This window comes from Wenyingzhuangia sp. 2_MG-2023 (assembly GCF_030548295.1).
Lineage (GTDB): Bacteria > Bacteroidota > Bacteroidia > Flavobacteriales > Flavobacteriaceae > Wenyingzhuangia.
In genome coordinates this window covers 756097-779472 of sequence record NZ_JAUOSB010000001.1, presented here as the reverse complement: position 1 = coordinate 779472, position 23376 = coordinate 756097, and the positions used below count along the sequence as shown (strand labels likewise).

General features: G+C 32.2%; 20 protein-coding genes. 6 read left to right on the top strand and 14 right to left on the bottom strand.

Annotated elements, in window-relative coordinates; all coding sequences use genetic code 11:
- Positions 1 to 34: 34 nt before the first annotated feature.
- The 8 genes from Q4548_RS03115 to Q4548_RS03080 form a co-directional block, all read right to left on the bottom strand.
- Positions 35 to 1567, bottom strand: coding sequence for a BspA family leucine-rich repeat surface protein (locus tag Q4548_RS03115; RefSeq protein WP_303451389.1), 1533 nt, complete (start codon positions 1565 to 1567; stop codon positions 35 to 37).
- Between the two features lie 26 nt (positions 1568 to 1593).
- A complete protein-coding gene (locus Q4548_RS03110) occupies positions 1594 to 2970 on the bottom strand; it encodes a RagB/SusD family nutrient uptake outer membrane protein (RefSeq protein WP_303451386.1) in 1377 nt (458 codons plus the stop codon).
- 16 nt (positions 2971 to 2986) lie between these two features.
- Positions 2987 to 6475: a TonB-dependent receptor gene (locus Q4548_RS03105; RefSeq protein ID WP_303451383.1), complete on the bottom strand. Its 3489-nt coding sequence runs from the start codon at positions 6473 to 6475 to the stop codon at positions 2987 to 2989.
- A 183-nt stretch (positions 6476 to 6658) separates the two neighbouring features.
- Positions 6659 to 7783, bottom strand: a complete 1125-nt coding sequence (locus Q4548_RS03100; protein WP_303451380.1) for a FecR family protein — start codon at positions 7781 to 7783, stop codon at positions 6659 to 6661.
- Between the two features lie 205 nt (positions 7784 to 7988).
- Entirely contained in the window at positions 7989 to 8546 is a 558-nt protein-coding gene (locus Q4548_RS03095; protein WP_303451377.1) for an RNA polymerase sigma factor, read from the bottom strand.
- 86 nt (positions 8547 to 8632) lie between these two features.
- On the bottom strand, positions 8633 to 9295 hold the full coding sequence (locus tag Q4548_RS03090) for a hypothetical protein (RefSeq protein WP_303451374.1): 663 nt from the start codon (positions 9293 to 9295) through the stop codon (positions 8633 to 8635).
- A 252-nt stretch (positions 9296 to 9547) separates the two neighbouring features.
- Positions 9548 to 10828: an argininosuccinate lyase gene (argH, locus tag Q4548_RS03085; RefSeq protein ID WP_303451371.1), complete on the bottom strand. Its 1281-nt coding sequence runs from the start codon at positions 10826 to 10828 to the stop codon at positions 9548 to 9550.
- 44 nt (positions 10829 to 10872) lie between these two features.
- The gene (locus tag Q4548_RS03080) at positions 10873 to 12240 is read right to left on the bottom strand and encodes a hypothetical protein (protein ID WP_303451369.1); all 1368 of its coding nucleotides are present in this window, start codon (positions 12238 to 12240) and stop codon (positions 10873 to 10875) included.
- A 254-nt stretch (positions 12241 to 12494) separates the two neighbouring features.
- Between Q4548_RS03080 and Q4548_RS03075 the strand changes: the two genes are divergently transcribed.
- The 3 genes from Q4548_RS03075 to Q4548_RS03065 are packed head-to-tail and all read left to right on the top strand — an operon-like array spanning position 12495 to position 14464.
- Positions 12495 to 13145, top strand: a complete 651-nt coding sequence (locus tag Q4548_RS03075) for a DUF4386 domain-containing protein (RefSeq protein ID WP_303451365.1) — start codon at positions 12495 to 12497, stop codon at positions 13143 to 13145.
- A complete protein-coding gene (locus Q4548_RS03070) occupies positions 13142 to 13546 on the top strand; it encodes a DUF6326 family protein (protein ID WP_303451362.1) in 405 nt (134 codons plus the stop codon). Before Q4548_RS03075 ends, Q4548_RS03070 begins: the two co-directional genes overlap by 4 nt.
- A 6-nt stretch (positions 13547 to 13552) precedes the next feature.
- Complete coding sequence (locus Q4548_RS03065; protein ID WP_303451360.1) at positions 13553 to 14464, top strand: hypothetical protein; 912 nt, start codon at positions 13553 to 13555, stop codon at positions 14462 to 14464.
- Here the strand turns inward: Q4548_RS03065 and Q4548_RS03060 are convergent.
- The 3 genes from Q4548_RS03060 to argB all read right to left on the bottom strand — a co-directional run bounded on the left by Q4548_RS03060 (position 14461) and on the right by argB (position 17212).
- The gene (locus Q4548_RS03060) at positions 14461 to 15051 is read right to left on the bottom strand and encodes a Crp/Fnr family transcriptional regulator (RefSeq protein ID WP_303451358.1); all 591 of its coding nucleotides are present in this window, start codon (positions 15049 to 15051) and stop codon (positions 14461 to 14463) included. The two genes, Q4548_RS03065 and Q4548_RS03060, sit on opposite strands and share 4 nt — an antisense overlap.
- A gap of 29 nt (positions 15052 to 15080) precedes the next feature.
- Positions 15081 to 16142 carry a M20 family metallo-hydrolase gene (locus Q4548_RS03055; RefSeq protein WP_303451355.1) on the bottom strand — a complete coding sequence of 354 codons (1062 nt, stop codon included), beginning with the start codon at positions 16140 to 16142 and terminating at the stop codon, positions 15081 to 15083.
- A 290-nt stretch (positions 16143 to 16432) separates the two neighbouring features.
- Positions 16433 to 17212 (bottom strand): acetylglutamate kinase, encoded by a 780-nt coding sequence (argB, locus tag Q4548_RS03050; RefSeq protein WP_303451353.1) that lies wholly within the window; start codon positions 17210 to 17212, stop codon positions 16433 to 16435.
- A gap of 195 nt (positions 17213 to 17407) precedes the next feature.
- Between argB and Q4548_RS03045 the strand changes: the two genes are divergently transcribed.
- Genes Q4548_RS03045 through Q4548_RS03035 form a run of 3 tightly spaced genes read left to right on the top strand, consistent with a single transcriptional unit; the run spans position 17408 to position 19959 of the window.
- Entirely contained in the window at positions 17408 to 18820 is a 1413-nt protein-coding gene (locus Q4548_RS03045) for a hypothetical protein (protein ID WP_303451350.1), read from the top strand.
- A 12-nt stretch (positions 18821 to 18832) separates the two neighbouring features.
- Positions 18833 to 19366, top strand: coding sequence for a hypothetical protein (locus Q4548_RS03040; protein ID WP_167896631.1), 534 nt, complete (start codon positions 18833 to 18835; stop codon positions 19364 to 19366).
- Positions 19360 to 19959: a hypothetical protein gene (locus Q4548_RS03035; protein ID WP_303451343.1), complete on the top strand. Its 600-nt coding sequence runs from the start codon at positions 19360 to 19362 to the stop codon at positions 19957 to 19959. The genes Q4548_RS03040 and Q4548_RS03035 overlap by 7 nt, the downstream gene beginning before the upstream one ends.
- Positions 19960 to 20033: 74 nt before the next feature.
- Here the strand turns inward: Q4548_RS03035 and Q4548_RS03030 are convergent, their stop codons facing one another.
- From Q4548_RS03030 to argC, 3 genes are all read right to left on the bottom strand, one after another.
- A complete protein-coding gene (locus Q4548_RS03030) occupies positions 20034 to 20993 on the bottom strand; it encodes an N-acetylornithine carbamoyltransferase (protein WP_303451340.1) in 960 nt (319 codons plus the stop codon).
- A gap of 104 nt (positions 20994 to 21097) precedes the next feature.
- Positions 21098 to 22225: an aspartate aminotransferase family protein gene (locus tag Q4548_RS03025; RefSeq protein ID WP_303451337.1), complete on the bottom strand. Its 1128-nt coding sequence runs from the start codon at positions 22223 to 22225 to the stop codon at positions 21098 to 21100.
- Positions 22226 to 22344: 119 nt separating this feature from the next.
- Positions 22345 to 23322, bottom strand: a complete 978-nt coding sequence (gene argC, locus Q4548_RS03020) for an N-acetyl-gamma-glutamyl-phosphate reductase (RefSeq protein WP_303451335.1) — start codon at positions 23320 to 23322, stop codon at positions 22345 to 22347.
- Positions 23323 to 23376: the final 54 nt, after the last annotated feature.

Sequence of the window (23376 nt, the reverse complement as noted above, 5' to 3'; positions counted from 1 at the left end):
TTGTTTATTTAAGACAACAATTCTTTTCTAAGAATTAATTATCTCTACTACAAAAAGAATTGTTGTCAAATTGGTCGGCAGTAAAAACCGGCTTATGAGCATCTTCCCATTGTGATGCCCCTGTATCAAAAGCGTAATTACATTTTACATTACTCACATCCCAACCTGAAAGATCTTGGTTGAAAACTGTATTTCCGTTAAATAAATTTTGCATGTTTACTACAGAGCTTACATCCCACACAGAAATATCTTGATTGAAAGCGCTTTCTCCTCCAAACATGGTTTCCATATTGTCTAAATTGTCTAAGTTCCAAACCAAAACAGAAGCATTGTTAAACTTGCTATCTTTAAACATGTCCCACATACTTACCACTTTGCTCACATCCCAAGCGCTCAAATCTCCATTGTAATCAGAACCTCTAAACAATTCACGCATGGTAATTATGTTTTGTAATTTATCTCCCCATCCTGAAAGATCTTGATCAAAAGCATCATTATCTCTAAAGGTTGATTGAAGACTTGTAACATTAGAAATATCCCAATTTCCGATTGGTTGATTGAAAGGACAATCTCTAAACATGTTCTTTAGCGTTGTGGCACTACTTACATTCCACCCCGAAATATCTTGATTGAAAGCCGTTTGGTTGAACATGGTTTCAAAAGTTGTCACACTACTTACATCCCAATTGTCTAAAGGTTGATTGAAATTTGAAGCTTTGTAAAACATATCCCACATACTATCAACCTTACTCACATCCCAATGATTGATGTTGCTATTGAACGACGTAGCTTCTCTAAACATGGTTCTAAAGTTGGTTGTTTCACTTAAGTCTGGTGTGTTTGAAGCACTAATTTGTAGATTTGCGCAACTTCTAAAATAACCTCCATCGTTTCCTAGTGTGATGGTTCCCCAATCTGTAATATCTAAAATATTATCTGCACTAGCATCGGTCAAATCAAAGTTGAATCCTTGAAGAACTCCCCAAACGGTAACGGTATAATCTCCTGCTTCCGCATAAGTATGACTTGCAGATTCTAAATCATATGTTGCCACAATACTGCTTTCTCCATCACCCCAAAAAACCTTAAAATTGTAGTTTCCAGTTTCAATTAACGGAAGTGTAATTTTCTCACCCGCTTCTGCTCTCCAAACAGAGATAAATTCTGTATCTGACTCAAAAGGCTCTAATACTTTTAAATTAAGTGAATACGCTTCTTCCAATCCAAAACCAAAAGCTTTTAATGAAGATTCTCCTGTTGGAAATGCCTCTCCAGATGCTGGAATTGTAGAAATTCCATCTGATAAAAATATACTCAACACCAATTCTTTGTCTTGACTAGAACTTGGTAAAGAGGCCGTGATAGATCTTGAATAATTTGTTATAGATGTTACAATGTCTTCTTCTAAAAAACTATTGTTAGAAGCTTCTATAATGATAGAATCAATAAAAACATCGCTATCATCTAAAGAGTAATTCATCGTGTCTACGTTACACGAACTGGTAAATATTCCTGCAATAAGACTCACTAAAAAACTAAGTCTTACTATCCATTTAAAATGTTTCATAAAAATATGATTTATAATATTGTGAATTAATATTTTGGATTTTGTTCCATTTCTGTAATGTCTATTTGAGATTGTGGAACCGGTGCCAACAATCTAAAAGATTCTACAACAGTTGAACGACTTTGACTTTCAAAAAAAGTATCCATTGTTTCTTTTGCTTTATTAGTTCTTAACAAATCAAACCATCTGTGCCCTTCTCCAACCAACTCTAGCCTTCTTTCCAACGCAATTGCATCACGAACACTTGCTTGATTGTTTGCGATAGTATTAGTCAAACCTGCTCTGTTACGAACCACATTCAAGTAAGTTATTGCCTCGGATGTTTTACTGTTTTCATTCAAACATTCTGCATACAACAACAAAATATCTGCATATCTAACAATGTAATGGTTGTCACCTGCATCTCCCACACTAGTGTTTGGAGAAGGGGTCCATTTGTTGATGTAATACGTATTTCCAGATTCATTAATCAATGTTCTTCTTAAATCGTTAACATCATACAAATCGTAGAGACTTTTTTCCATTGCCATTGCTCCTTTTCCACCTTCATTATCTGGCTGTGTAAACGAATAATAATAACTACTTCCTTCACTTTTATCATCCAACTCTGAAGCAAACTGAACGCTAAAAATATCTTCAGAATTTCCCTCATTATCAACACCATACAAATCACCAAAATCTACTAAAGAATACTGTCCAGAAGTAACGATAGATTGCAATTGAATTTCTGCATTTGTATAATCTTGATTATTTAGATAATGCTTAGCCAAAATTGCTTTTGCAGCATTTCTATCAACTCTACCCGTGCTATTAACTTGTGGTAACAAAGCAATTGCTTCTAACAAATCTTTTTCTATTTGTGCATTTACTTCTTCCAAAGGGGTTCTTGTATCATCAAAAGCATCTGATGGATTTCCTATAGAAATTACCAAAGGAACATCTCCATAAATACTTGTCAAGAGATGGTATAAAAATCCTCTTAAAAATGTTACCTCTCCTTTTCTAATCGTTTTTATAGATTCACTTTCATAAGTTGTATCGTCTATAAATTCCAACACGGTGTTGGCATACAATACCCCTTCATAAGCATTTTCCCATATGCTATTGGTAAACCCTGTAGTACTAGTCCACGTAAAATCTTCTAAAGAACTTACTCCTGTATTTGAGTTAGGAGCTTGAACATATGTATTGTCTGATGGAATTTCTCCAAAAAGAATCATGTAATAATCATACAATTCTTGCAAACTGTTGTACGTAGCAGTTACGGTAGATTCCACATTTTCTTCAGTAGTGTAGTAATTATCGGCTACAATACTTGTTTCAGGGTATTGATCCAACTCATCTGTACATGCAGTACAAAAAAGGATGGTTAAAGAATATATAAATATTTGTTTTAAGTACATTGTCGTATTTTTTAAATTAGAATGATAAATTAACACCCGCAGAAACAACTCTAGGCACCGAAGTAGTTCCTTGAACATGACCTCTATTCAAAGGATTCCCTGTGTCTCCTCCATCAGGATTCATCCCTCTATAATCTGTCCAGGTATACAAATTGTTTGCTGATACATACACACGCATGCTAGCAAGTTTCATAAAATTTAGTGCAGTTGACGGCAAGTTGTATCCTACTTGAATGTTCCTCAGTCTTAGATAATCCGCATCTAATACGTTGTAATTTGTAGGATTTCTACTTGCTTGACGAGTAGAGGTGTTACCATAAGCATCTGGTGGAGCTAAAAACCCTTCTGGATTGCTAATAGGATCCCAATAGTTGTTAAAATAATGATAGTTTGTGTTTGTAAAAGCCTCTCCATATTCTAAATATCTAGATGTATTTTCATCAAAAGCCACTCTTCCTAAAGTTCCGTTAAAGTCCATGCTCAGATCAAAACCTTTATAATCCATATTGATTCCAAAACCATAAGTTACTTCCGCGTTGTAATCTCCTAACAAAACTCTATCTTCAGCATCAATTATATCATCTCCATTGGAATCTTGAAAAATATAATCACCTACTTCAGCAGTAAATGTTGTATTTTTCTTGTTTTTATAATCAGCAACCTCTGCTTCTGTTTTTAAAAGTCCAATTATTTTATATCCATAAAGATTTCCTAACGATTCTCCCACTCTTGTAATAAAACGTTGATTGCTTCCTTCATACATTTCCTCAACACCACCAAGCGATATAATTTTATTTTCATTAGTGGTTAAATTTGCATTGAACCCTATGTTTAAGTTTCCTACTTTTAATTGAGAAGTACTCAATTCAAACTCCCATCCTTTGTTTTCCATCTCCCCAATATTCTGTAAAGAATTGTTGTATCCGGTATGTGTAGGCAATGGTCTATCTAACAACAAATCAGAAATATTAGCAATGTAATAATCTATTCCTAAATTTATTTTTTTGAAAAAAGCCAAGTCTAAACCAAAGTTGTTTGAGGTATTGGTTTCCCAAGTAAGGGAATAAGAAGGAGCACTGGTTGGTGCTGCTCCAGCAGAAAGTGTGTTATCGTAAGGATAGTCTTTCCCTCTACCAATAGATGCAAATTGTGAATAATTACCAATTTGATTGTTTCCTGTTTCTCCCCAACTGTAACGCAATTTAGCATAGGTTACAAAGTCATTTTCTGGAAAAAAAGATTCATTACTAAAAATCCAACCTGCAGAAAAAGAACCAAAAGTACCATATCTATTGTCTTGTCCAAATCTAGAAGAACCATCTGTACGAATAGAAGCTGTTAAGAAATAGGTGTCTTTGTAATCGTATATCAATCTACCAAAATAGGAAAGCTGTGTCCACTTACTTCTTGATGCACTTGCTGTTTGTGTGGTAGATCCATTTACATTTTCGATAATATCATTAGGAAAATTATCTCCTACAACCGACAAACTAGTATAAGAACTTTTCTGAAAACTCTGTCCTAATAAAGTTGTGAAGGAATGATTTCCAATATCAAATTTATAATTTAATGTATTCTCTACAAGTACATCTACCTGATCACTTCTACTTTCTGAAGCCTGTCTAGTGTCTCTTTCGCTAATCAAACGTCTGTAAGATCCTGTTAACATTGGAGCAAACTGATCTGTAAACTTAGATTCCAACAAATACCCTAAAGATGTTTTGAATACCAAATTTTTTATAGGTTGATAGGACAAATACGTGTTTCCAAAAGATTTAAATTCTCTTCTGTGGTATTTAGACAAAGCTGCCATTGCCACAGGATTCTCTTGCATGTTGGCATTATAAGGCTTGTTTGCATTTATCTGAGCTTCTATGTTGTAACCTGTAGGATCACTATCATCATAAGCAGAAAAAAAAGGATACATATACACCATTGCTCGACCCGCTGGATCAATCGGAAATCTATAATTATCACTCCCATTGGTCAAGCCTCTATCTGCATAATATCCGTTGATGTTCATTCCGTAAGTAAACTGATCGTTAATTTCTGTATTTAATTTTAAATTTGCCGTGTATCTTTTTTGATCTGCAGAAATCACAATCCCTTCTTCGTTTGTAAACCCTAAAGAAGCTGAATAATCCGTTTTATCCGTAGCTCCAGAAACGTTTACATAATGATTTTCAATTTTTCCTACTCTGTAAACAGCATCTTCCCAATCGAAATCTGTCAATCCTGCTTCGTTGTTTAAGTAAGGTGTTGTGTAATCTAAAATCAATTCACGAACATTGGCTCCATTTGCCAAACGCTCTGCTTCTGTATCATCAATATTTGCGTTGGCATGGTTTTTCAAATATGCATTGTTACGTCCATCTTTAAAAAACACTGCTGCATCGTATGCGTTTAACAAATCATAAGAGCCCGTTCTTTCTTGCATTCCAATCACTGAACGAATCTCTACAACAGGCTTCTTTCTTTTCCCTTTTTTAGTAGTAATCATGATCAATCCATTTGCTGCACGAGAACCATAAATTGCAGCTGAAGCAGCATCTTTAATAACATCAATAGTTTCTATATCGTTAGAATTTATAATGTTTAAAGAACTTCCTTCTGCCAGAGGAAAACCATCCACAACGACAAGTGGTTGCGCATCTCTAGTGATAGAACCCGCTCCACGAATGGTAATGCTGTTACCATCTCCTGGGTTTCTAGCATTGGTTAAAATATTAACACCCGCTAATTTTCCCACAATTGCTTGGTCAAAATTTGCATTGGCATATTTCTGAATTTGTTTGTCTGTAATACTGGCAACTGCTCCTGTAAGTCGCTCTTTTGAATTGGTTCCATAACCAATCATTACAACTTCGTCTAATTTGCTACTAGATTCTTCCAACACAAAATTCAACGTATTTGTTGAGGCCGTAATGGTTCTTACAGCTGTTTTAAAACCAATGTAAGAAACCTCAAGAGTTAATGTTTCTGAAAAGCTATCAAAGGTGTAATTTCCATCAAAATCTGAAACAACACCTTTGTTTGTTCCTTTTTCAACAACACTAGCTCCTGGTAACGGATCTCCATTTTTGTCCGTAATTACACCTTTTGCTGTGATTTTAGCTTGCTGAACTTTGTTTTGCTCATTTTTGGAAGTAAATGTCAAATAAATACGTTCGTTAACAATATTATATGCTGTGTTTGAGTTATTAAACACTAGAGATAAAATATCTTTGATAGATTTTTCTTCAACGTTGATAGATACTATTCTATTCAAATCAACATCTTTTACTTTGTAAATAAAACGATAGTTGCTATTGTTTTCTATCTCATCTAAAACACTACTAACTTTTGCGTTTTGTAATTGAAGCGTAATTTTAGAAGGTGGTTGAATACTGTCTTTAGCTTGAATACTAAATATCGTTACTAAGATAAATAGCATGCTAAATTTAATTCTAAGAGCAAAATTTGAAATTGTTTTAAACCTGCTTAAAAATTTAATGGTTTTTTTCATACCTTTAAAGTCTGTTAATGTGTGTAATAAATTTTGTTTTTTATTCACTACTTTATTCAATCGGAAAATGGGCCAACATTTTCCGATTTTTGTTATTCTATTATACCCGTAGCAAGATATATGAAGTACTTTTTTAGTACCTTTTACGAATTACTCCCTGTTACATAAGCGTTGTTTTTTTCATTATTTAATAGTTATAAGATTTTTTTCAATTACATAGTTTATACCATAGGCCATGTTCAATTCTTGCATTACTTGTTCTATTGCGATTGGTTTTTTTCCAAAATTTGCATTGAATACTTCTTTAGATAGTTTTAAATTTTCGTTTACAATTTTAACATTGTACATTCTCTCTAGTTTTTTCAAAATATCTTCAAAAGTCATATTTCTGATAATCAACATATCATCAACCCAAGAAACATAAGATTTTGTAGATACTTTTTTCTTTATCAAACTTCTATTGTTTTTATCAAAACTTGCTTTATATCCAGGTTCTAAACGAATACTTTTAGCAGGATTTGTTTTGATAGCATCCGTATATACACCTACAGAACCCTCTACCAAAACAACCTCAGCAATATTTTCACCTGGGTAGGAGTTTACATTGAATTCTGTTCCAAATACACGAACACTAAATGCATCACCATTTACAATAAAAGGTTTGCTTGCATTTTTGGTAACTTTTAAAAAAGCTTCTCCTGTTAAAAACACATTTCTTTCTTTACTATTAGAAAATGAAGTTGCATATTTCATAGAAGATCCTGAGTTCAAATGTACATTGGTTCCATCACTTAAGGTCAATTCAAACGTTTTTCCGTAAGGAACTCTAAGCGTGTTGTATCGAACTTCACTTGCCATAAAAGAGGTGGTTCCGTAGACTAATTTTTTCCCGCTTTGATGTCCGATTAGACGATCTTCATTAAAAATATTTTGGCTTTCATGCTCATCTATAGAAATAATGGTTCCATCGTGCAACTCTAGTGAAATTGCATTTTTGGGAATCTTATGTAAATTGGTTTGATAAAAATAAATAGCCGAAGAAAATAACAGTACCGCAATACTTGCAGCAACGCTCCATTTAAAAATAGTGCGTTCTTTCTTTTTAGGCAACTCTTCTTTACGAATGCTTATGTTTATTCTTTGTAATAATTTTATTCTTTGCTCTTCTTCATCGGAAAGACTCCATGAAGACATTTTATTTTTTGCCTGAACCTTATCACAATACCCTTGTAATGTTCTTTTTTCAGCAGCAGAGCATTCCCCTAGCTCATCTTTCTTTATTAACTCTAAAAACTCTTTTTTGGTCATAATATCCTCGTTACATAATAAGGACACATGCTTTCACAGATACTCACACAGAAAAAATGCAAAAACAAACCATTTAACCTATCAATAATATTAAGTTTACAATAAAAAAACTTTGGAGCTGTTTTAGGTCTGTGAGCTTATTTTTCTGAGAATTTTAGAATAAAATCTAAATGATTTGGGCTACTTAAAAAATAGGTGCGAAAAACTAAATAGGTTTGCTTATAGATTTTCTGATGTGCTTTAAGGCTATAGACAATTGATTTTCTACCGTTCGATGAGAAATTTCATAATAGCTAGCAATTTCTTCGTTAGAATATCCTTGATAGCGACTCATCATAAAAATTTCTCGACATCTTTCTGGCAGTTCTTTTGAAACCTCCTCTATACTGGCTGATAATTTTTGATATCGTAAATCGTCCTCTTCTTCAGAGGGTGAAAAAGACAAGTCATCCATTATACTTTCATCAAATTCTGTAAACTGTACTTTTCCCAATAACGAAATGGACTTGTTTCTTACCGCTACAAATAAATAACTTTCTAAATTGGATATTTCAATAGACACTCTGTTCGTCCATATTTTAATGAACACCTCATGTAATGCATCCTCAACAATATCTTTTTCATTCAGAATGTTATAAGCGTACGCAAACAACCTTTTCCAATATTTGTTGTAAATATGGTTAAAAGCCAATTGATTACCCTGCTTAATCAAACAAAGAAGCTCTTCTTCAGATTTTTTATTGAATGTATCTTCTTTTCTCAATTAAAATAATATTGTAGACAAACCTTAGAGAAGGAGTAAAAAGTTAAACAATTGTTATTTACAAGTTAGAATTGTGTGCAAAACACCTACTTTTTTAAATAAGCAGCCAAAGCTCTGGTATGATCTGTATTGATATAATCAACACCTAATTTAGACAATACTTCCCATGCTTTCTCGGTATCTGGAGTTGCCCAAAAACGGATTGGTTGCGAATTGTCATGAGCCAATTTGATGTATTCTTTTAAATTAGTTTCCGATGTTTTGTCCAGCTCTCCTTTACCTTTCCAGCTACTAATTTTCTTGAAATTGTAGCTAAACATCCCTACTTTTTTTAATTCCTCTAGGGTTATTTTTTCAGAAAACTCTTGATAGTCAAATAAAATATAATCTGGATATGTATCAAAATTCGATGTTTTTGGTCTTTTCCCACTAATTACCAATGTAGCTTTGTTTTTGAAATCTGGATATTTTTTTAATATTGAGTCCAACACCTTAAATGTCGTGTCAAAATCTGTCTTAAAATCAATCAAAAAAGCCACCTTTTCTTTTCTTGGATACAATGCTATCGCATCTAAAAAAGGCAAAACATACAAGTTTTCTATATTCATCTCTTTTTTGATATCTTTAAAATCATGAGCTACAAAAATTTGATTTTCGTGAGCTATTACGTCTATTTCAATAGAAGCAGCTCCTGCATTGTAAGCTGTCCAAAATGGAATTGGTTTTGAATAATCGTTGTGTGAGTGCATTTTAATATCTCTTGTTTGAGACTGAAGTTGTGTAAAAAAACACAAAAAGATAACAAATGCCTTAAATTTCAATAATCGCATGATCTGTGATTTTGGTTTGATTCTAAAAAATTTAGTATCAAGCAAGTTTGAGATTCCTTTTTAAAAAAACACAAAATAAAAGTTATCTTTAGGTCAATTTATCATAGTCTATAAACAAAAAACTCAGCATGTATATACATGCTGAGTTTTTTATCTACGTTAAATATTTGTTTAAAAACAAGCTTCCATTTTAGCTACAATTCTGTCTAAAGCTAAGTTTCCAACAGAACCAATGTGTGTATGGTTTACATCTAAATTTGGTTTAAATTCTCCATTCTGAATTTTAGCTCCTACAATTTTATAGGCATCTCTAAAAGGAGTTCCTGCTTGTACCAATGCATTAACTTCTTCCACACTAAAAATGTACTTGTACTTATCATCTTGAACAATATTTTCTGTAATGATGATATTTTCTAAAGAGAACACCATCATGTCTAAACAAGATTTTAAGGTAGATACTGATGGAATCAATCCTTCTTTTACCAATTGTAAATCTCTGTGATATCCACTTGGTAAATTGTTTGTGATTAACGTCAACTCATAAGGCAAGGCCTGTAATTTGTTACACTTTCCACGAATCAACTCAAACACATCTGGATTCTTTTTATGGGGCATAATACTAGAACCCGTAGTTAACTCATCTGGAAAAGTTACAAAACCAAAATTTTGAGACATGTACAAACAAATGTCCATGCTCATTTTAGCCAAGGTTGCAGATAAACTTGCAATGGCAAAAGAAATAGATTTTTCTAATTTACCACGTCCCATTTGAGCGGCTACTGAGTTTACCTTTAAAGCAGAGAATCCTAATTCTTTTGTGGTCATTTCTCTATCAATAGGAAAAGAAGATCCATAACCTGCTGCAGAACCTAGTGGGTTTTGATCTGCCACTTTGTAAGCAGCATCTAAAAAATATACATCATCTATTAAACTCTCCGCATAAGCAGAAAACCACATTCCAAAAGAAGAAGGCATGGCTACTTGTAAATGTGTATAACCTGGTAATAAGTGATTTTTATATTTTTCCGCCAATTCAATTAACAAATCGAATAATTTTTTAGCCCAATCTTTTAATTCAAGAATAGCATCTTTAGAATACAAGTGCACATCTAATAAAACCTGATCGTTACGAGAACGTGCTGTGTGAATTTTTTTACCTGCATCTCCTAACTTTTCTGTCAACAACCACTCAACCTTAGAATGGACATCTTCAAAAGAATCTTCTATGGTAAAAGTTCCATCTTCAACCGTTTTTAAAATGTTGTTCAATTCGGCTACCAGACTTTCTAGTTCTTCATCAGAAATAGTTCCAATAGAATTCAACATTCTAGATTGTGCAATGTTTCCAAGTACGTCGTACTTTGCTAATTGTAAATCCAATTCTCTATCGTTTCCTACTGTAAAAATGTCAATTTTTTTATCGGTAGCATATCCTTTATCCCAAAGTTTCATATTGATTCTTTTAATATGTGGGCAAAGATACTGTTTTTTCACTTTTACTCCATCTCCCAATGCTTGTACATTTCTATTTCTTGCAAGGCAGATGGATGTAATAAATCTCTAAAAACGGAAGCAGATTGCTTTGTCTCAATAATATCAACAACTTTCTCTTCCTCAAATTCTTCAAACGCTTTATTGCTAATTTCACTACTATCCAACACCAAATAATCAAACATTATTTTTTCTGATGTTTTTAGCCTGAAATCCAGTTCAATTTCTTCTAAGGTTTTGTCAAACAAAAAGCGATCTTTCTTTTTTTGTAAGGCAAATTCCCTATCAATTCCATAATCATAGTGTATATAATTAGAAAAGAATTTTAAATTGTAATACTGCCCTACTTTCATAAAAAAAACAGCTCCTTTGTAATTCTTTCGCTCAGTATAAAAACCAAACAAGCTAATTTTTTCTGCACCTTTATTCTCTATTTGCTCATAGTTAGCTTTTACCAATGCATAAGAAAGAACAGATACATATATTTTTCCTCTAAAAACTCCTCTCCTTTTAGGTTCAAATTGAATGATATACACCTCTTCATTATTCAAGCTCGTAGTTCCTACAATTTCATAATGGTATCTATTCGTTTTGTGCAAAAACTCCCAAGCCTTTTTATCTTTAAAACTGAAATAACGAACACCTCCAAGAAAACTTCTTTTAATTCTCTTTGAACTATTTTTTGTCTCTTGATGTTCTTTTGACTCTTCTACATCTAGCTTCTGTTTAAAAATTCCACTTTTTACACGCCAATATTCTTTTTTATGAGTATCAGAAAACATGGTATCAAAAGACTTAAAAAAATCCATTTCATCTATTTGTTTGGTTTCATACAAAGTTGTTTTCAACGATTTCAGCTTTACTTTGGTCTCTTTTTCTTTTTGTGAAATATACAAGTTTCCTAAAAAGCCAATTTGAGATTCATTATGCCTTGGCACTTTCTTCTCTACTTCTTTTAACTTTGCTTCTGACAGCCAAGGAATGTCTACTTTCTTATATTTAGATTCTAACTGCTCAATATCATTGGTGTCAAATCTTCTAAAGAAAATCTTATTTACTTTATCTTTAGGATATACGTAATTGTCTTTTTCTTTTTCTAGGATTTTCTCTACTATTTTTTCTGCTGATAATTTTTTATTAACCAAAATCACCGGATTGATTTCTGTGATATCCTCTTTTAGCACAACCTTTAAAAATTTCTGCTGAATGGCTTTTAAAGCAAAAATTTGAGTTTTGTAGCCCACAGCCTGAAAACTAATAGAATCTTTCAACTGGCTCTTGTTATATTTCAACGTAAATTCTCCTTGTTGATTGGCGATAGTTCCCAACTGACTTTTTTTTAAGAATAATGGTAACAAATGGGATTGTCTCATTTGTATTATATTCAACTACCGTTCCTTTTAAAACTTGCTGAGCATGGCTAGTAACAATCGTAAAAACTAGCAAAATTGGTACTAAGTACTTTTGTTTCATCTCTGTTTATTTGCAATGTAAAAGTACAGAACAAATAATATACCTTTTGTTGATGAAAGTTATTTTTTACACCTAGCAAGCACTTCTTACCAAACGTCAATGCAAGTTTTTTCAAAACACTTCAATTTTGCAATATAATTCAAATCAACGTATTATGAAAAATCAAAAATTAATAGGCTTGCTATACCTTACCATTGCTGTTGTTGGCGGCTTTAGCATGGGTTATGCTCCTATGGAACTTATTGACATCCATAACCTACCACAAACGTTTACAAACATTCAGGAAAATATTCTATTATTTAAACTTAGTATTTTGGGAGATGGAATGGTGATTGTTTTTGAATTGTTCATCACTATTTTACTATATCATTTTTTTAAACAAACCGATACTGTATGGAATGAAATTGCAAAATATTCAAGACTAGCCATGACTTTTATAATGGCTATTAACATGCTTTATTATATTATTCCACTGTATAATATACACACCACATATGCTTCTCTTGAAATCTTTAATTTTTGCATGCAAGCCCACTTCTATACTGTTTACATTTGGGAAGTCTTCTTTGGGATACATATGATTGCTTTATCCATTTTAACTTGTAAGCATCCTCAATTTTCAAAAATATTATCTATATTACTTTTTATTGGAGGAATTGGCTACCTGTTGGATTGCGCTATCTATTTCACAGAAATTGAGAACAGTATAATCATTACTAGTTCTAACATTCTTTTGACTATTGCTGCTATTTCTGAAATTAGTTTTGCTGTTCTTTTGTTAGTGAAAAAAACATCAAAAGTATGAACACTCTTTATTTCAATCAACAAAAGAAAATTCTGAGTACTCTTTGGGTTTTTGTTACCTTAAACTATTTATATTGTGATCTTATTGGATTGATGGATGCGAACCTATTAAATCAATATTTAACTGGTGAAGTGGAAGGATTAAAAATGTCTAACAATTTTTTATTAGCTGCTGCTGTTTTAATGGAGATGCCTATAGCCATGGTTTTAGCTTCAAGATTATTAACTCCTATCTATAATTGTTGGACAAACATTATTGCAGCAAGTATAAAATCCTTAGCTATGATAGCTACTCTATTTATAGGAACAACTACCAACTATTACTTGTTTTTTGCAACCATAGAAATATCCACAACACTATTTATTATCGGCTATTGCTGGTATTGGAAAAGAAAATTATAAATCAAAATGAATATCTTAAAAATCAACCTATTTCTACTTCTAATATTAATCTTAAATTCTTGTATTAAGAATGAACATATTACTACAGAATCTTGTTCTGAAGAACAATTAGTATCTATTCCTGATCCTGAATTCGAACAAATATTAATTAACCAAAATATTGATTCTGACAGAACTATCAATGGAAAAATTCTAAAAAGTGATGCTAAAAAAGTTCGTGTATTGGATTTAAACAAGGAACATAATTTTGGAAGTATAGAAGATCTAACTGGTGTTGAAGGATTTAAAAACTTAACAAAACTAATTGCTATTAGTCATCAAATAACCAGTATAGATTTAAGTCAAAACACACTTTTAGACACCTTATATTTAATGGATAATCGCCTTAAAGAAATTAGCTTTTTTAAAAATCCTAATTTAAAATCGATTGACGTTCAAGCCAATGAATTAGAAACAATCAAAGGTGTTTTTTATGTAACGAGTCTTAAAAAACTAAACGCTTCTTACAACAACTTAGAATATTTAAATATTGCTAATGTTACTATAGAAACCCTACATGTAAGCCACAATTTATTAAAAGAACTCACAGTAACATCTGCCACAAGACTAAAAAATATTTTAGCAGCTAGTAACAAACTAACTCCAACCCTAAATGTAACAAACAACACAGATTTAGAAACCTTGTTAATTTCCGACAATCAGTTATTGGAAATTAATTTGGAACACAATACTGAACTTACCCATTTTTACAGTAGCAGTAACCAGCTAAATAGTTTAAACGTAAGTTACAATCAAAAATTAGTAGATTTAAAAGTGGATAGAAATCCAACATTAACTTGTATTCAAAAAGGAGTAAGTCAAAATATCCCTTATCTAACTTTGTCTGATCATCAAACAATAGGAAGTGACTGTAATTAATTATGCTGTTTTATTTTCTCAAAAACACGTTTTTTAATTCTACTATAAGATTCTGGAGTTACTCCAATATAGCTAGCAATCAGCACTTGGGGCACTCTATGAATTAAGTTAGGCTGATTGTTGATTAAGGTGACAAAACGCTCTTCGGGAGTAGAAATCATAAAGTCTGACATTCTATCTTGCATTTTCCCTGCTTCTTTCTCAACCTCCACTCTAATGAGTTTTTCTAACCTAGGAATACGTTGAATCATTTCATCTATTAAAGAATCATTTCCGACAGTAACAACACAATCTTCTAAACACTGAATGTATGATTTGGATTGACACCCCGTGATTTCGCTTGTAAATGCCGTTATAGGATCTCCTTCAGTAAAAAAAGACACTGTTTTTTCTACACCATCTTTGATAACAAATTCACGAATACAGCCTTTTATAACCGCAAAGCACTCTTTAGAAACCTCTCCTTCTTTTAATAGGTACTCTCCTTTCTTTGTAAATTTCAACACTGTATTGTCTACAATGATATCAACTTCTTCAGGAGTAAGAAATTGAAAACTATCTATAAATTGTCTTAATGCTTCTTTCATAAAAAACCGTAATATGCTCGGTTTTAAATTTAAACTATTTTCTTTAATAAATCTATGTAGAAAGCCACTCCATCAAAAACCTCTTGTACATATATAAACTCATCTGCTGAATGTGAACGTAAAGAATCTCCTGGTCCTATTTTTACCGATTGGCAAGTCAACCTACATTGATCTGATAACGTTGGGGATCCATAGGTGTTTTTACCTAAAGAAATTCCAGATTTCACCAATTCATGATTTGGATCTAAAGAAGAAGAATTTAAACGTAAAGAACGAGGAATCACCTTACATTCGGTATGTTCAGCTATAATTTCTGCAACCTCAGCATTGGTATATTGATCTGTCACTCTACAATCTACCACAAAAGTTAATTCTGATGGCACTACATTGTGTTGATTTCCTGCATTGATTTGAGAAACCGTCATTTTTACCTCTCCTAAAAACGGAGATACTTTAGGAAATTTATAAGAATTGATCCACTCTAAATCTTTGATAGCTTTAAAAATTGGGTTTTGATGATTCGGAATATGAGCTGCATGTCCTGGAGTTCCCGTTACTTTTCCATCAAACACTACCAGGCCTTTTTCTGCTATGGCCAAATCTAACAAGGTAGGTTCTCCCACAATCGCCACATCAATCTTAGGCATGATGTTTTGCATGTAAGCAATTCCGTTTTCACCAGAAATTTCTTCTTCGGCAGTAGCTGCCAACACAAAATTATATTTTAAATCTTTTTGAGGATAGAAATACACAAAAGCAGATATCAATCCTACCAAACAACCTCCAGCATCGTTAGAACCTAATCCATACAACTTATCTCCTTCTATTTTTGCTTCAAAAGGGTCACGAGTATAAGCTTGGTTGGGTTTTACGGTATCGTGATGAGAGTTTAATAAAATCGTTGGTTTACTTTCATCAAAATATTTGTTAGTTGCCCAAACATTGTTCAAATCACGTTTAATATCTACATCTCTTTCACGCAACCAATTCGTTAATAAAGTGGCTGTGTCACCTTCTTCTTTAGAAAAAGATTGGGTTTGAATTAAAGATTGAAGTAATTCTAAAGCTTCTTTTTGTAATTTTTCTATCATAATATGCTTCTCGATACAATTTTTAGTTCTTCAAAATCACTCGAAGTGACATTTGATATTATTTGTCTATTCAAGTGATTTCATCAAATAAAATGGAATGAATTTGTATCGAGAATTTTTCATTCTATTTTAATATGTTTACATCTCGACTCCGCTCGATGACCTATACCAATTATGAAACTTGAACAGAGTCCAAAACTTGTCTTATTATTTTATCCTCTTTTAACCTAGACTACGTTCGATAACCTTAATAACATGGTGTTCGAGCGAAGTCGAGAACTTATCTAATTTTACAAAGTCAACGTTGTAAACAATTGTTCTTTATTTTTTATCACAGTTGGATTTCCAATAATCACCTCAGAGACTCCTTTCTGCAAAGCATCAAAACAGTTTTCCATTTTTGGTAACATTCCATCGGCAATAATTCCATCTCCTTTTAACTGACTGTATTTTTCTGAATCGATATCTGTAATCACTGAATTATCATCATCTACAGATGTCAACACTCCGTTTTTCTCAAATGTATAAACCAAAGAAACATCGTATAATGTAGACATTCCTACAGCTATGGTACTCGCAATAGTATCTGCATTGGTATTTAACAACTGCCCTTTTCCATCGTGGGTAATAGCACAAAAAACAGGAGTCATTTCCCCTTTGATAAACGTAGCAATATTGGTGGCATTAATTCCATCTACATCTCCAGCAAAACCATAATCGACATCTACTACCTTGCGTTTGTGAGCCTGAATAGAATTTCCATCAGCACCAGACAATCCCAAAGCATTACAATTTTCACTTTGTAAAGTAGCTACAATGTTTTTGTTTAACAAACCAGCATACACCATGGTTACAATTTCAATAGTTGCTTCATCGGTTACTCTACGTCCGTTGATCATTTTGGCTTCTATTCCTAAATCACCTGCCAATTGTGTAGCACGTTTTCCACCTCCGTGAACTAAAATTTTATTTCCTTCTAAAGCTGCAAAATCAGATAAGAAACTCTCCAACGCATCTGTATTGTTTATCACGTTTCCTCCTACTTTTACGATGGTTAGTTTTTTTTTCATATTGATGGTAAAATTATTAATTGATTTATATATTCGTAGAAAAAAATTTTAACTAAAATTTAAAATTGTTATGAAAACAAAGAAACAAAGAAACAAAGAAACAAAGAAACAAAGAAACAAAGAACGTGGTATCTTATACATTTACTAATACTCAGTCATTTTTTATTTAGTACCTCCTGTTCTAAAAACAATGAATTGATAGAAGGTAAACCTACAAAAGTATCAAGTATAAAAAACTTACAATTTGTAGACAACAAAATTTCTTTTAATAATAAAAATGAATTCCTTAAAGAAATAGAATCTATAAAACTATTAACTCCAGAGAAATATTATAATCAATATGTAAAACCTAATATACAATCTGGCTTTATACCACTTAAGCCGTATTTTGAAAACGATGATGAAAGATTAAAATATCTTGAAAAATTCTATTTAAACAACGAAGATGAAATAGTCTTTGAAGAAACAATCATACTTGATCCAAATTTTCAAGTTTTACTAAATAAAAATAGAGAATTAATAATTGACAATAAACTATACCGTTACACATCTGAAGGTGTATATATACAACCAATAGTAGACCATAATAATTCTAGAAAATCTTTAATTAAAGAGGCTAAAAATAATGTAACTTTTATTAAACTTAATCTTCAAAATAATATAATTTCCGATTACAGCCAAATAGGCGAGATTAAGAATGAGACTAAGCATCCATTAACATCTATGAGAACTAGTAATGATAGTGAAATGACATTTGAAAACTCATCCAATTTAGATTATGACGAGGAAAGAAGAAATAGTTTATGGGAGAAAAAAATAGGAATTAATCACACAACATATGTTTACACACCAAACAATAGAAGAGTTAAAATAAAATATTGGGACAACAACTATCTTTTATTTAACTCTACTGGAATGGAGGTTAGATTTCAGAAAAAAAGAAAAGTTTGGAGATGGACTTTTTGGGAAAAATCATACCCTTCAAAAGTCCAGTTAGGTATCAACAACATGAGTCTTATTAGAAAAAAACCATCCATATATAACTTCAACAACGATTGGAGTAACGATACATATCAATTTGAGTATTATAATAGATATTATGACTCTTATGGTAAAGAAGTCTCCAAAGAAAGAATATATAGTTTTCCTTTAAATACAGCAAATGTAGATATCCCGAACAACATCATTAACATCAATCTTAAAGTCCCTCTTTTTAATGAAATTCATTTAGATTATACAAAAATAGATTTATATAAATCCATTAATAATTTAGCTCAACAGCAATTAAAAAATGGGATAAAGCAACTATCTAATGTCTTAAAAAACACATCTGAACCAGCTTTTAAAATACGTAATCAAGATAGTTGGAATCAACTATATACTATTGGTAATATAAAACATATTAAATCTGGCGACAATAGTATTAAAAAATATATAGACTTAGGATTTATGATTGGATATTCTCACACCCTAGGAGGTAATTTTAGTTTTAGTAATTTTTCTTTTTCAAATTACAAAACAATTCAAGAAATAAAAAGTTTTGATATTTATGGTGCAGCTTTATATAATGGTAGGTGGTACGGTAAAAGAATTATTGGTTCAAATTAATTTTAAATTATCATGAAAAACTATAATAAAATTACATTTATTTTATGTTTTTTCACTTTGCTTTCTTACTCACAAGAAAGCAAAGTTGAAAAAAATATTTATGGAGGTCAAATAGGTGTATACGGAATATGGGCATACAATGAAACTCAACTTATACACAATACAGTATTAAGAACAGAAATAGGAACAGATATTGGTTTTGGTAAAAACTTTTTTATAGCAAATCCATCTATAACTATTGAGCCTAAATGGTACTATAATATTAAGAAAAGACAAATCAAAGGAAAAGACATTAAAAACAATAGTGCTAATTTTATAAGTCTTCAGACTAAATATTATTTAGATAATATTATTAAAAACAATCAAAGAGAAGAATACAACCTAAACAATATTCTAAAAAGTAATATCACTTGGGGAATTAGAAGAAATATTAACAATTCCCTAAACTATGAAACAGGTTTTGGACTTGGTATTCAACGTAATTTTAAGACTAACAATTTCGAATCTTCAATCAATATTCACTTAAGATTTGGTTTAGGATGGTAATAAAAAAAATATTCATCTACACAATAATCATTAATTGTTTAATTTCCTGTTTTTTTCAAAAAAACATATACACTTCTTTTGATTATAATAGTAACAATAAAACTATTGATTTTAGACAAGGAAAATGGTTGATTTCAAATCAAAAAATCATTAATACTGATTCTGATAACTTATTTAAAAATCACCCTTTAAATTCTTTTTTAAAGGGTCGATTAATGCAAATTGAGACATTAAAGAACAACAAAGGTCAATATGTTTTTCCCTTTCCTATCAAAGAAAAGCTATCTAAAAAAGATCTTAAAATAATTAGAGAACTAACAAAACATGATTATATCATTGTACCTTCCGTTAAAAACATTTTCAACCAAAATATTACGAAGCAAAAAATAGGAATTCATGAAACTCGTTCCAATGAGATTCAGTTTAATATTCGTATTTATGATTTAGCCAATTCAAAGTTAATATACAACCTTTCATGCTTTGCTGTAGAAGTTGAATCTTCTGATAAAAAAAATAATTTTATAAGTAATTTTAACACCCACTATTTAGCAAAAAAAATTTTAAAGGAAATTAACAAATTTTCCATTTATTAAATTGGTACACAAACATAGTCGAGGTATATAACAAATATACTTCGACTACGTTCTGTAACCACCAATCGATGACCTTATTTTAAATTCTCTAAAATCTTTTTTAATACAACTTGCGCAGAATAAGTTCTGTTATTGGCTTGTTTGATGACAATAGAGTTTTCAGAATCTATCACTTCATCGGCAACAATTACATTTCTACGGACAGGCAAACAGTGCATAAACTTAGCATTGTCTGTTACCTCCATTTTATCGGCTGTAATGGTCCAAGAAGCATCTGTATTTGCTACTTTTCCGTAATCATTGTATGATGACCAGTTTTTAGTATAAATAAAATCGGCCCCTTCAAATGCTTTCTTTTGATCGTATTCAATAGTAGCTCCTTTGGTTCTTTCTGGATTTAATTCATATCCTTTGGGGTGTGTAATCACTACTTCAAAATCATCTTCGTGAGCCAAAGCCATTTCTGCAAAAGAATTTCCTACTGCATGTGGCAAAGCACGAGGATGTGGTGCCCACGATAATACTAGCTTTAATTTCTTTTTGGCAGGTTTGTGTTCCTCAATAGTAATGGCGTCTGCCAAAGCCTGTAATGGATGACCAACAGATGACTCCATGTTTAAAATGGGAACCGTAGCGTATTTTACAAAAGCAGACAATACTTCTTCTGCCTCGTCTTTTTCTTTATCTTCCAACCCTGCAAAAGCACGAATGGCAATAATATCACAGTATTGAGAAATCACCTCAGCAGCTTCTTTTACATGCTCAGATTTTCCTTGATCCATAATTCGTCCATCTTCAAACTCCAACTGCCAACCTTCAGCACCAAAATTCATAACAATAGGCTCCATTCCTAAGTTTAAGGCTGCTTTTTGAGTACTTAAACGTGTCCTTAAACTGTTGTTAAAAAACAACAGACCAATGGTTTTGTTTTTTCCTAAAGCTTGGTCTTTTAGTGGGTTTTTCTTTAACTCAATCGCCTCTTTTACCGTGTCTTTAATGCTTGGTAAATCGTGAATGGATAAGTAGTGTTTCATATAAATGGAATTCTTTGAATCTTGTTCTAATTTATTTCTTCTTTTTACAAAAAAAGAGTCCTTGATTGCTCAAGAACTCTGTAAAATTACTAATAATATATATCTTATAATAATTCTTTCAGGGCTTTGATAAAAACATCAATATCTGACTTGGTAATATTTAAAGGTGGTAAAATACGCAACAAGTTCTTATTCATTGCTCCTCCTGTAAATATCCTTTTATCGTAAATTAATTTCTTACGTAATTCTCCTACTTCAAAATCAAATTCCAACCCAAGCATTAATCCTGCTCCTTTTACCTGCTTTACTCCTGATAAATCTTTTACTTGCTTTTTAAAATAAGTATTGATTTCAGCAACATTTTGCATCACATTTTCTTCCTTCATTACATCTAACACAGCAATACCTGCAGCACATGCCAAGTGAGAACCTCCAAAAGTAGTTCCTAGCATTCCATACCAAGATTCAATATGATTAGCTATCAACACTCCTCCAATAGGAAAACCATTCCCCATCCCTTTTGCCATAGGAATGATATCTGCTTTAACACCGTGATGTTGATGGGCAAAGAATTTACCAGAACGTCCGTATCCTGATTGTACCTCATCTAATATTAGACACACGTTATTTTCCTGAGTAATTTTTCTTACTTCTTGTAAAAATGCTGTGGTTGGCTGATCCAATCCTCCAACTCCTTGAATAGGCTCTACAATTACCGAAGACACATCTCCTTTTGCAATCTCAGCTTTTACCAATTCAATATCATTCAACGGTAAAATAGTTACTGGATTGTGCGAATTTATCGGTGCTATGATCTTTGAATTGTCTGTTATAGAAACGGCTCCAGAAGTACGTCCGTGGAATCCATTTTTAAAAGCAATTACTCTTGATTTTTGATTGTAAAAAGAGGCTACTTTAATAGCGTTTTCGTTTGCTTCTGCTCCTGATGAACACAAAAACAAAGCATAGTCCTCTCCACATCCAGACAATTCCCCTAACTTATCAGCCAATTCTTGCTGTAACGGATTTTGAATCGCATTGGAATAAAAACCAATTTTACTCAATTGATTTTCTATTGCTGCTTTGTAAGTTGGATGCGTATGACCAATAGAAATCACACCGTGACCTCCATACAAGTCTAAATATTTATCTCCTTTATCGTCCCAAACATAAGCTCCTTCTGCTTTTACAGGAGTTACGTTGTATAATGGGTATACGTCAAATAATTTCATTTTTTTTGATAGCTTTTAGCCTTTAGCTCTTAGCTATTGGCGGTTTACTTTCATCTCGACTCTACTTCGACAAAGCTCAGTACAGGCTCCTCGATGACTTTAAAAATGCCACAATGTGGCTAAAATCCTGTTCCTTTTAAATGCAATCCTTCAGTTTCTTCAAAACCAAACATCAAGTTCATATTCTGAACCGCTTGTCCTGAAGCTCCTTTTAGCAAGTTGTCAATTGCTGAATATATCAACAAATTGTCTCCGTGTTTAATTAAAGAAATGGCACATTTATTTGTGTTCACCACTTGTTTCATATTTACAGGTGCATCCGTAATGTGAACGAACGGTGCCTCTGCATAAAACCGTGTAAAAATCTCTTTAGCTTCTTCTATAGTCCCCTCGTACTTAGTATAAACGGATGCAAAAATTCCACGACTAAAGTTTCCTCTGTTTGGTATAAAAAACAACTCTCCAACTTTTTCTCCCTGCAATCCTTCTAAGGTTTCACCTATCTCCCCTAAATGTTGATGGGTAAAAGGTTTGTAAACCGAAAAGTTATTATCTCTCCAAGGAAAGTGAGAAGTTGAGGTTGGTGAAACTCCCGCTCCTGTAGCTCCTGTAGTAGCGTTGATATGAATATCGTTTCCTAATTTTTTAGCTTTCGCTAAAGGCAATAAAGCAAACTGAATACAAGTAGCAAAACATCCAGGATTGGCAATATAATTTGCCTTTTTGATTTCTTCTCTACGTACTTCTGGCATTCCGTACACAAACTCTTTCCCTTCAAATACCATATCTGCATTCAAACGAAAATCGTTACTTAAATCGATGATTTTAGTACTGTCTGAAAACGTATTGTTCTGTAAAAACGAAGTTGAGTTTCCATGCCCTAAACACAAAAACAATACATCAACATCTTTATTAATAGTATCTGTAAAATCCTGCTCGGTATCACCTAACAAATCAGCATGTACTGCATATAATTTGTTTCCAGCATTAGAAGTACTGTACACAAAATCTAACGCTACTTGAGGGTGATTCAGTAAAATTCTAATCAACTCTCCTGCTGTGTATCCTGCTCCTCCTACTATTCCTGCTTTTATCATTTTTTTTAGCTATTCGCTATTAGCACTTGGCTTTTAGCCTGTTTCTAATTTACT

Coding starts and splice junctions, on each gene's coding strand:
- Q4548_RS03070 (WP_303451362.1), top strand. CDS start 13,142: ATGAACACTCTTTATTTCAATCAACAAAAGAAAATTCTGAGTACTCTT.
- Q4548_RS03065 (WP_303451360.1), top strand. CDS start 13,553: ATGAATATCTTAAAAATCAACCTATTTCTACTTCTAATATTAATCTTA.
- Q4548_RS03030 (WP_303451340.1), bottom strand. CDS start 20,993: ATGAAACACTACTTATCCATTCACGATTTACCAAGCATTAAAGACACG.
- Q4548_RS03100 (WP_303451380.1), bottom strand. CDS start 7,783: ATGACCAAAAAAGAGTTTTTAGAGTTAATAAAGAAAGATGAGCTAGGG.
- argC (WP_303451335.1), bottom strand. CDS start 23,322: ATGATAAAAGCAGGAATAGTAGGAGGAGCAGGATACACAGCAGGAGAG.
- Q4548_RS03110 (WP_303451386.1), bottom strand. CDS start 2,970: ATGTACTTAAAACAAATATTTATATATTCTTTAACCATCCTTTTTTGT.
- Q4548_RS03025 (WP_303451337.1), bottom strand. CDS start 22,225: ATGAAATTATTTGACGTATACCCATTATACAACGTAACTCCTGTAAAA.
- Q4548_RS03115 (WP_303451389.1), bottom strand. CDS start 1,567: ATGAAACATTTTAAATGGATAGTAAGACTTAGTTTTTTAGTGAGTCTT.
- Q4548_RS03105 (WP_303451383.1), bottom strand. CDS start 6,475: ATGAAAAAAACCATTAAATTTTTAAGCAGGTTTAAAACAATTTCAAAT.
- argB (WP_303451353.1), bottom strand. CDS start 17,212: ATGAAAAAAAAACTAACCATCGTAAAAGTAGGAGGAAACGTGATAAAC.
- argH (WP_303451371.1), bottom strand. CDS start 10,828: ATGAAACTTTGGGATAAAGGATATGCTACCGATAAAAAAATTGACATT.
- Q4548_RS03035 (WP_303451343.1), top strand. CDS start 19,360: ATGGTAATAAAAAAAATATTCATCTACACAATAATCATTAATTGTTTA.
- Q4548_RS03055 (WP_303451355.1), bottom strand. CDS start 16,142: ATGATAGAAAAATTACAAAAAGAAGCTTTAGAATTACTTCAATCTTTA.
- Q4548_RS03075 (WP_303451365.1), top strand. CDS start 12,495: ATGAAAAATCAAAAATTAATAGGCTTGCTATACCTTACCATTGCTGTT.
- Q4548_RS03090 (WP_303451374.1), bottom strand. CDS start 9,295: ATGCACTCACACAACGATTATTCAAAACCAATTCCATTTTGGACAGCT.
- Q4548_RS03040 (WP_167896631.1), top strand. CDS start 18,833: ATGAAAAACTATAATAAAATTACATTTATTTTATGTTTTTTCACTTTG.
- Q4548_RS03060 (WP_303451358.1), bottom strand. CDS start 15,051: ATGAAAGAAGCATTAAGACAATTTATAGATAGTTTTCAATTTCTTACT.
- Q4548_RS03080 (WP_303451369.1), bottom strand. CDS start 12,240: ATGAGACAATCCCATTTGTTACCATTATTCTTAAAAAAAAGTCAGTTG.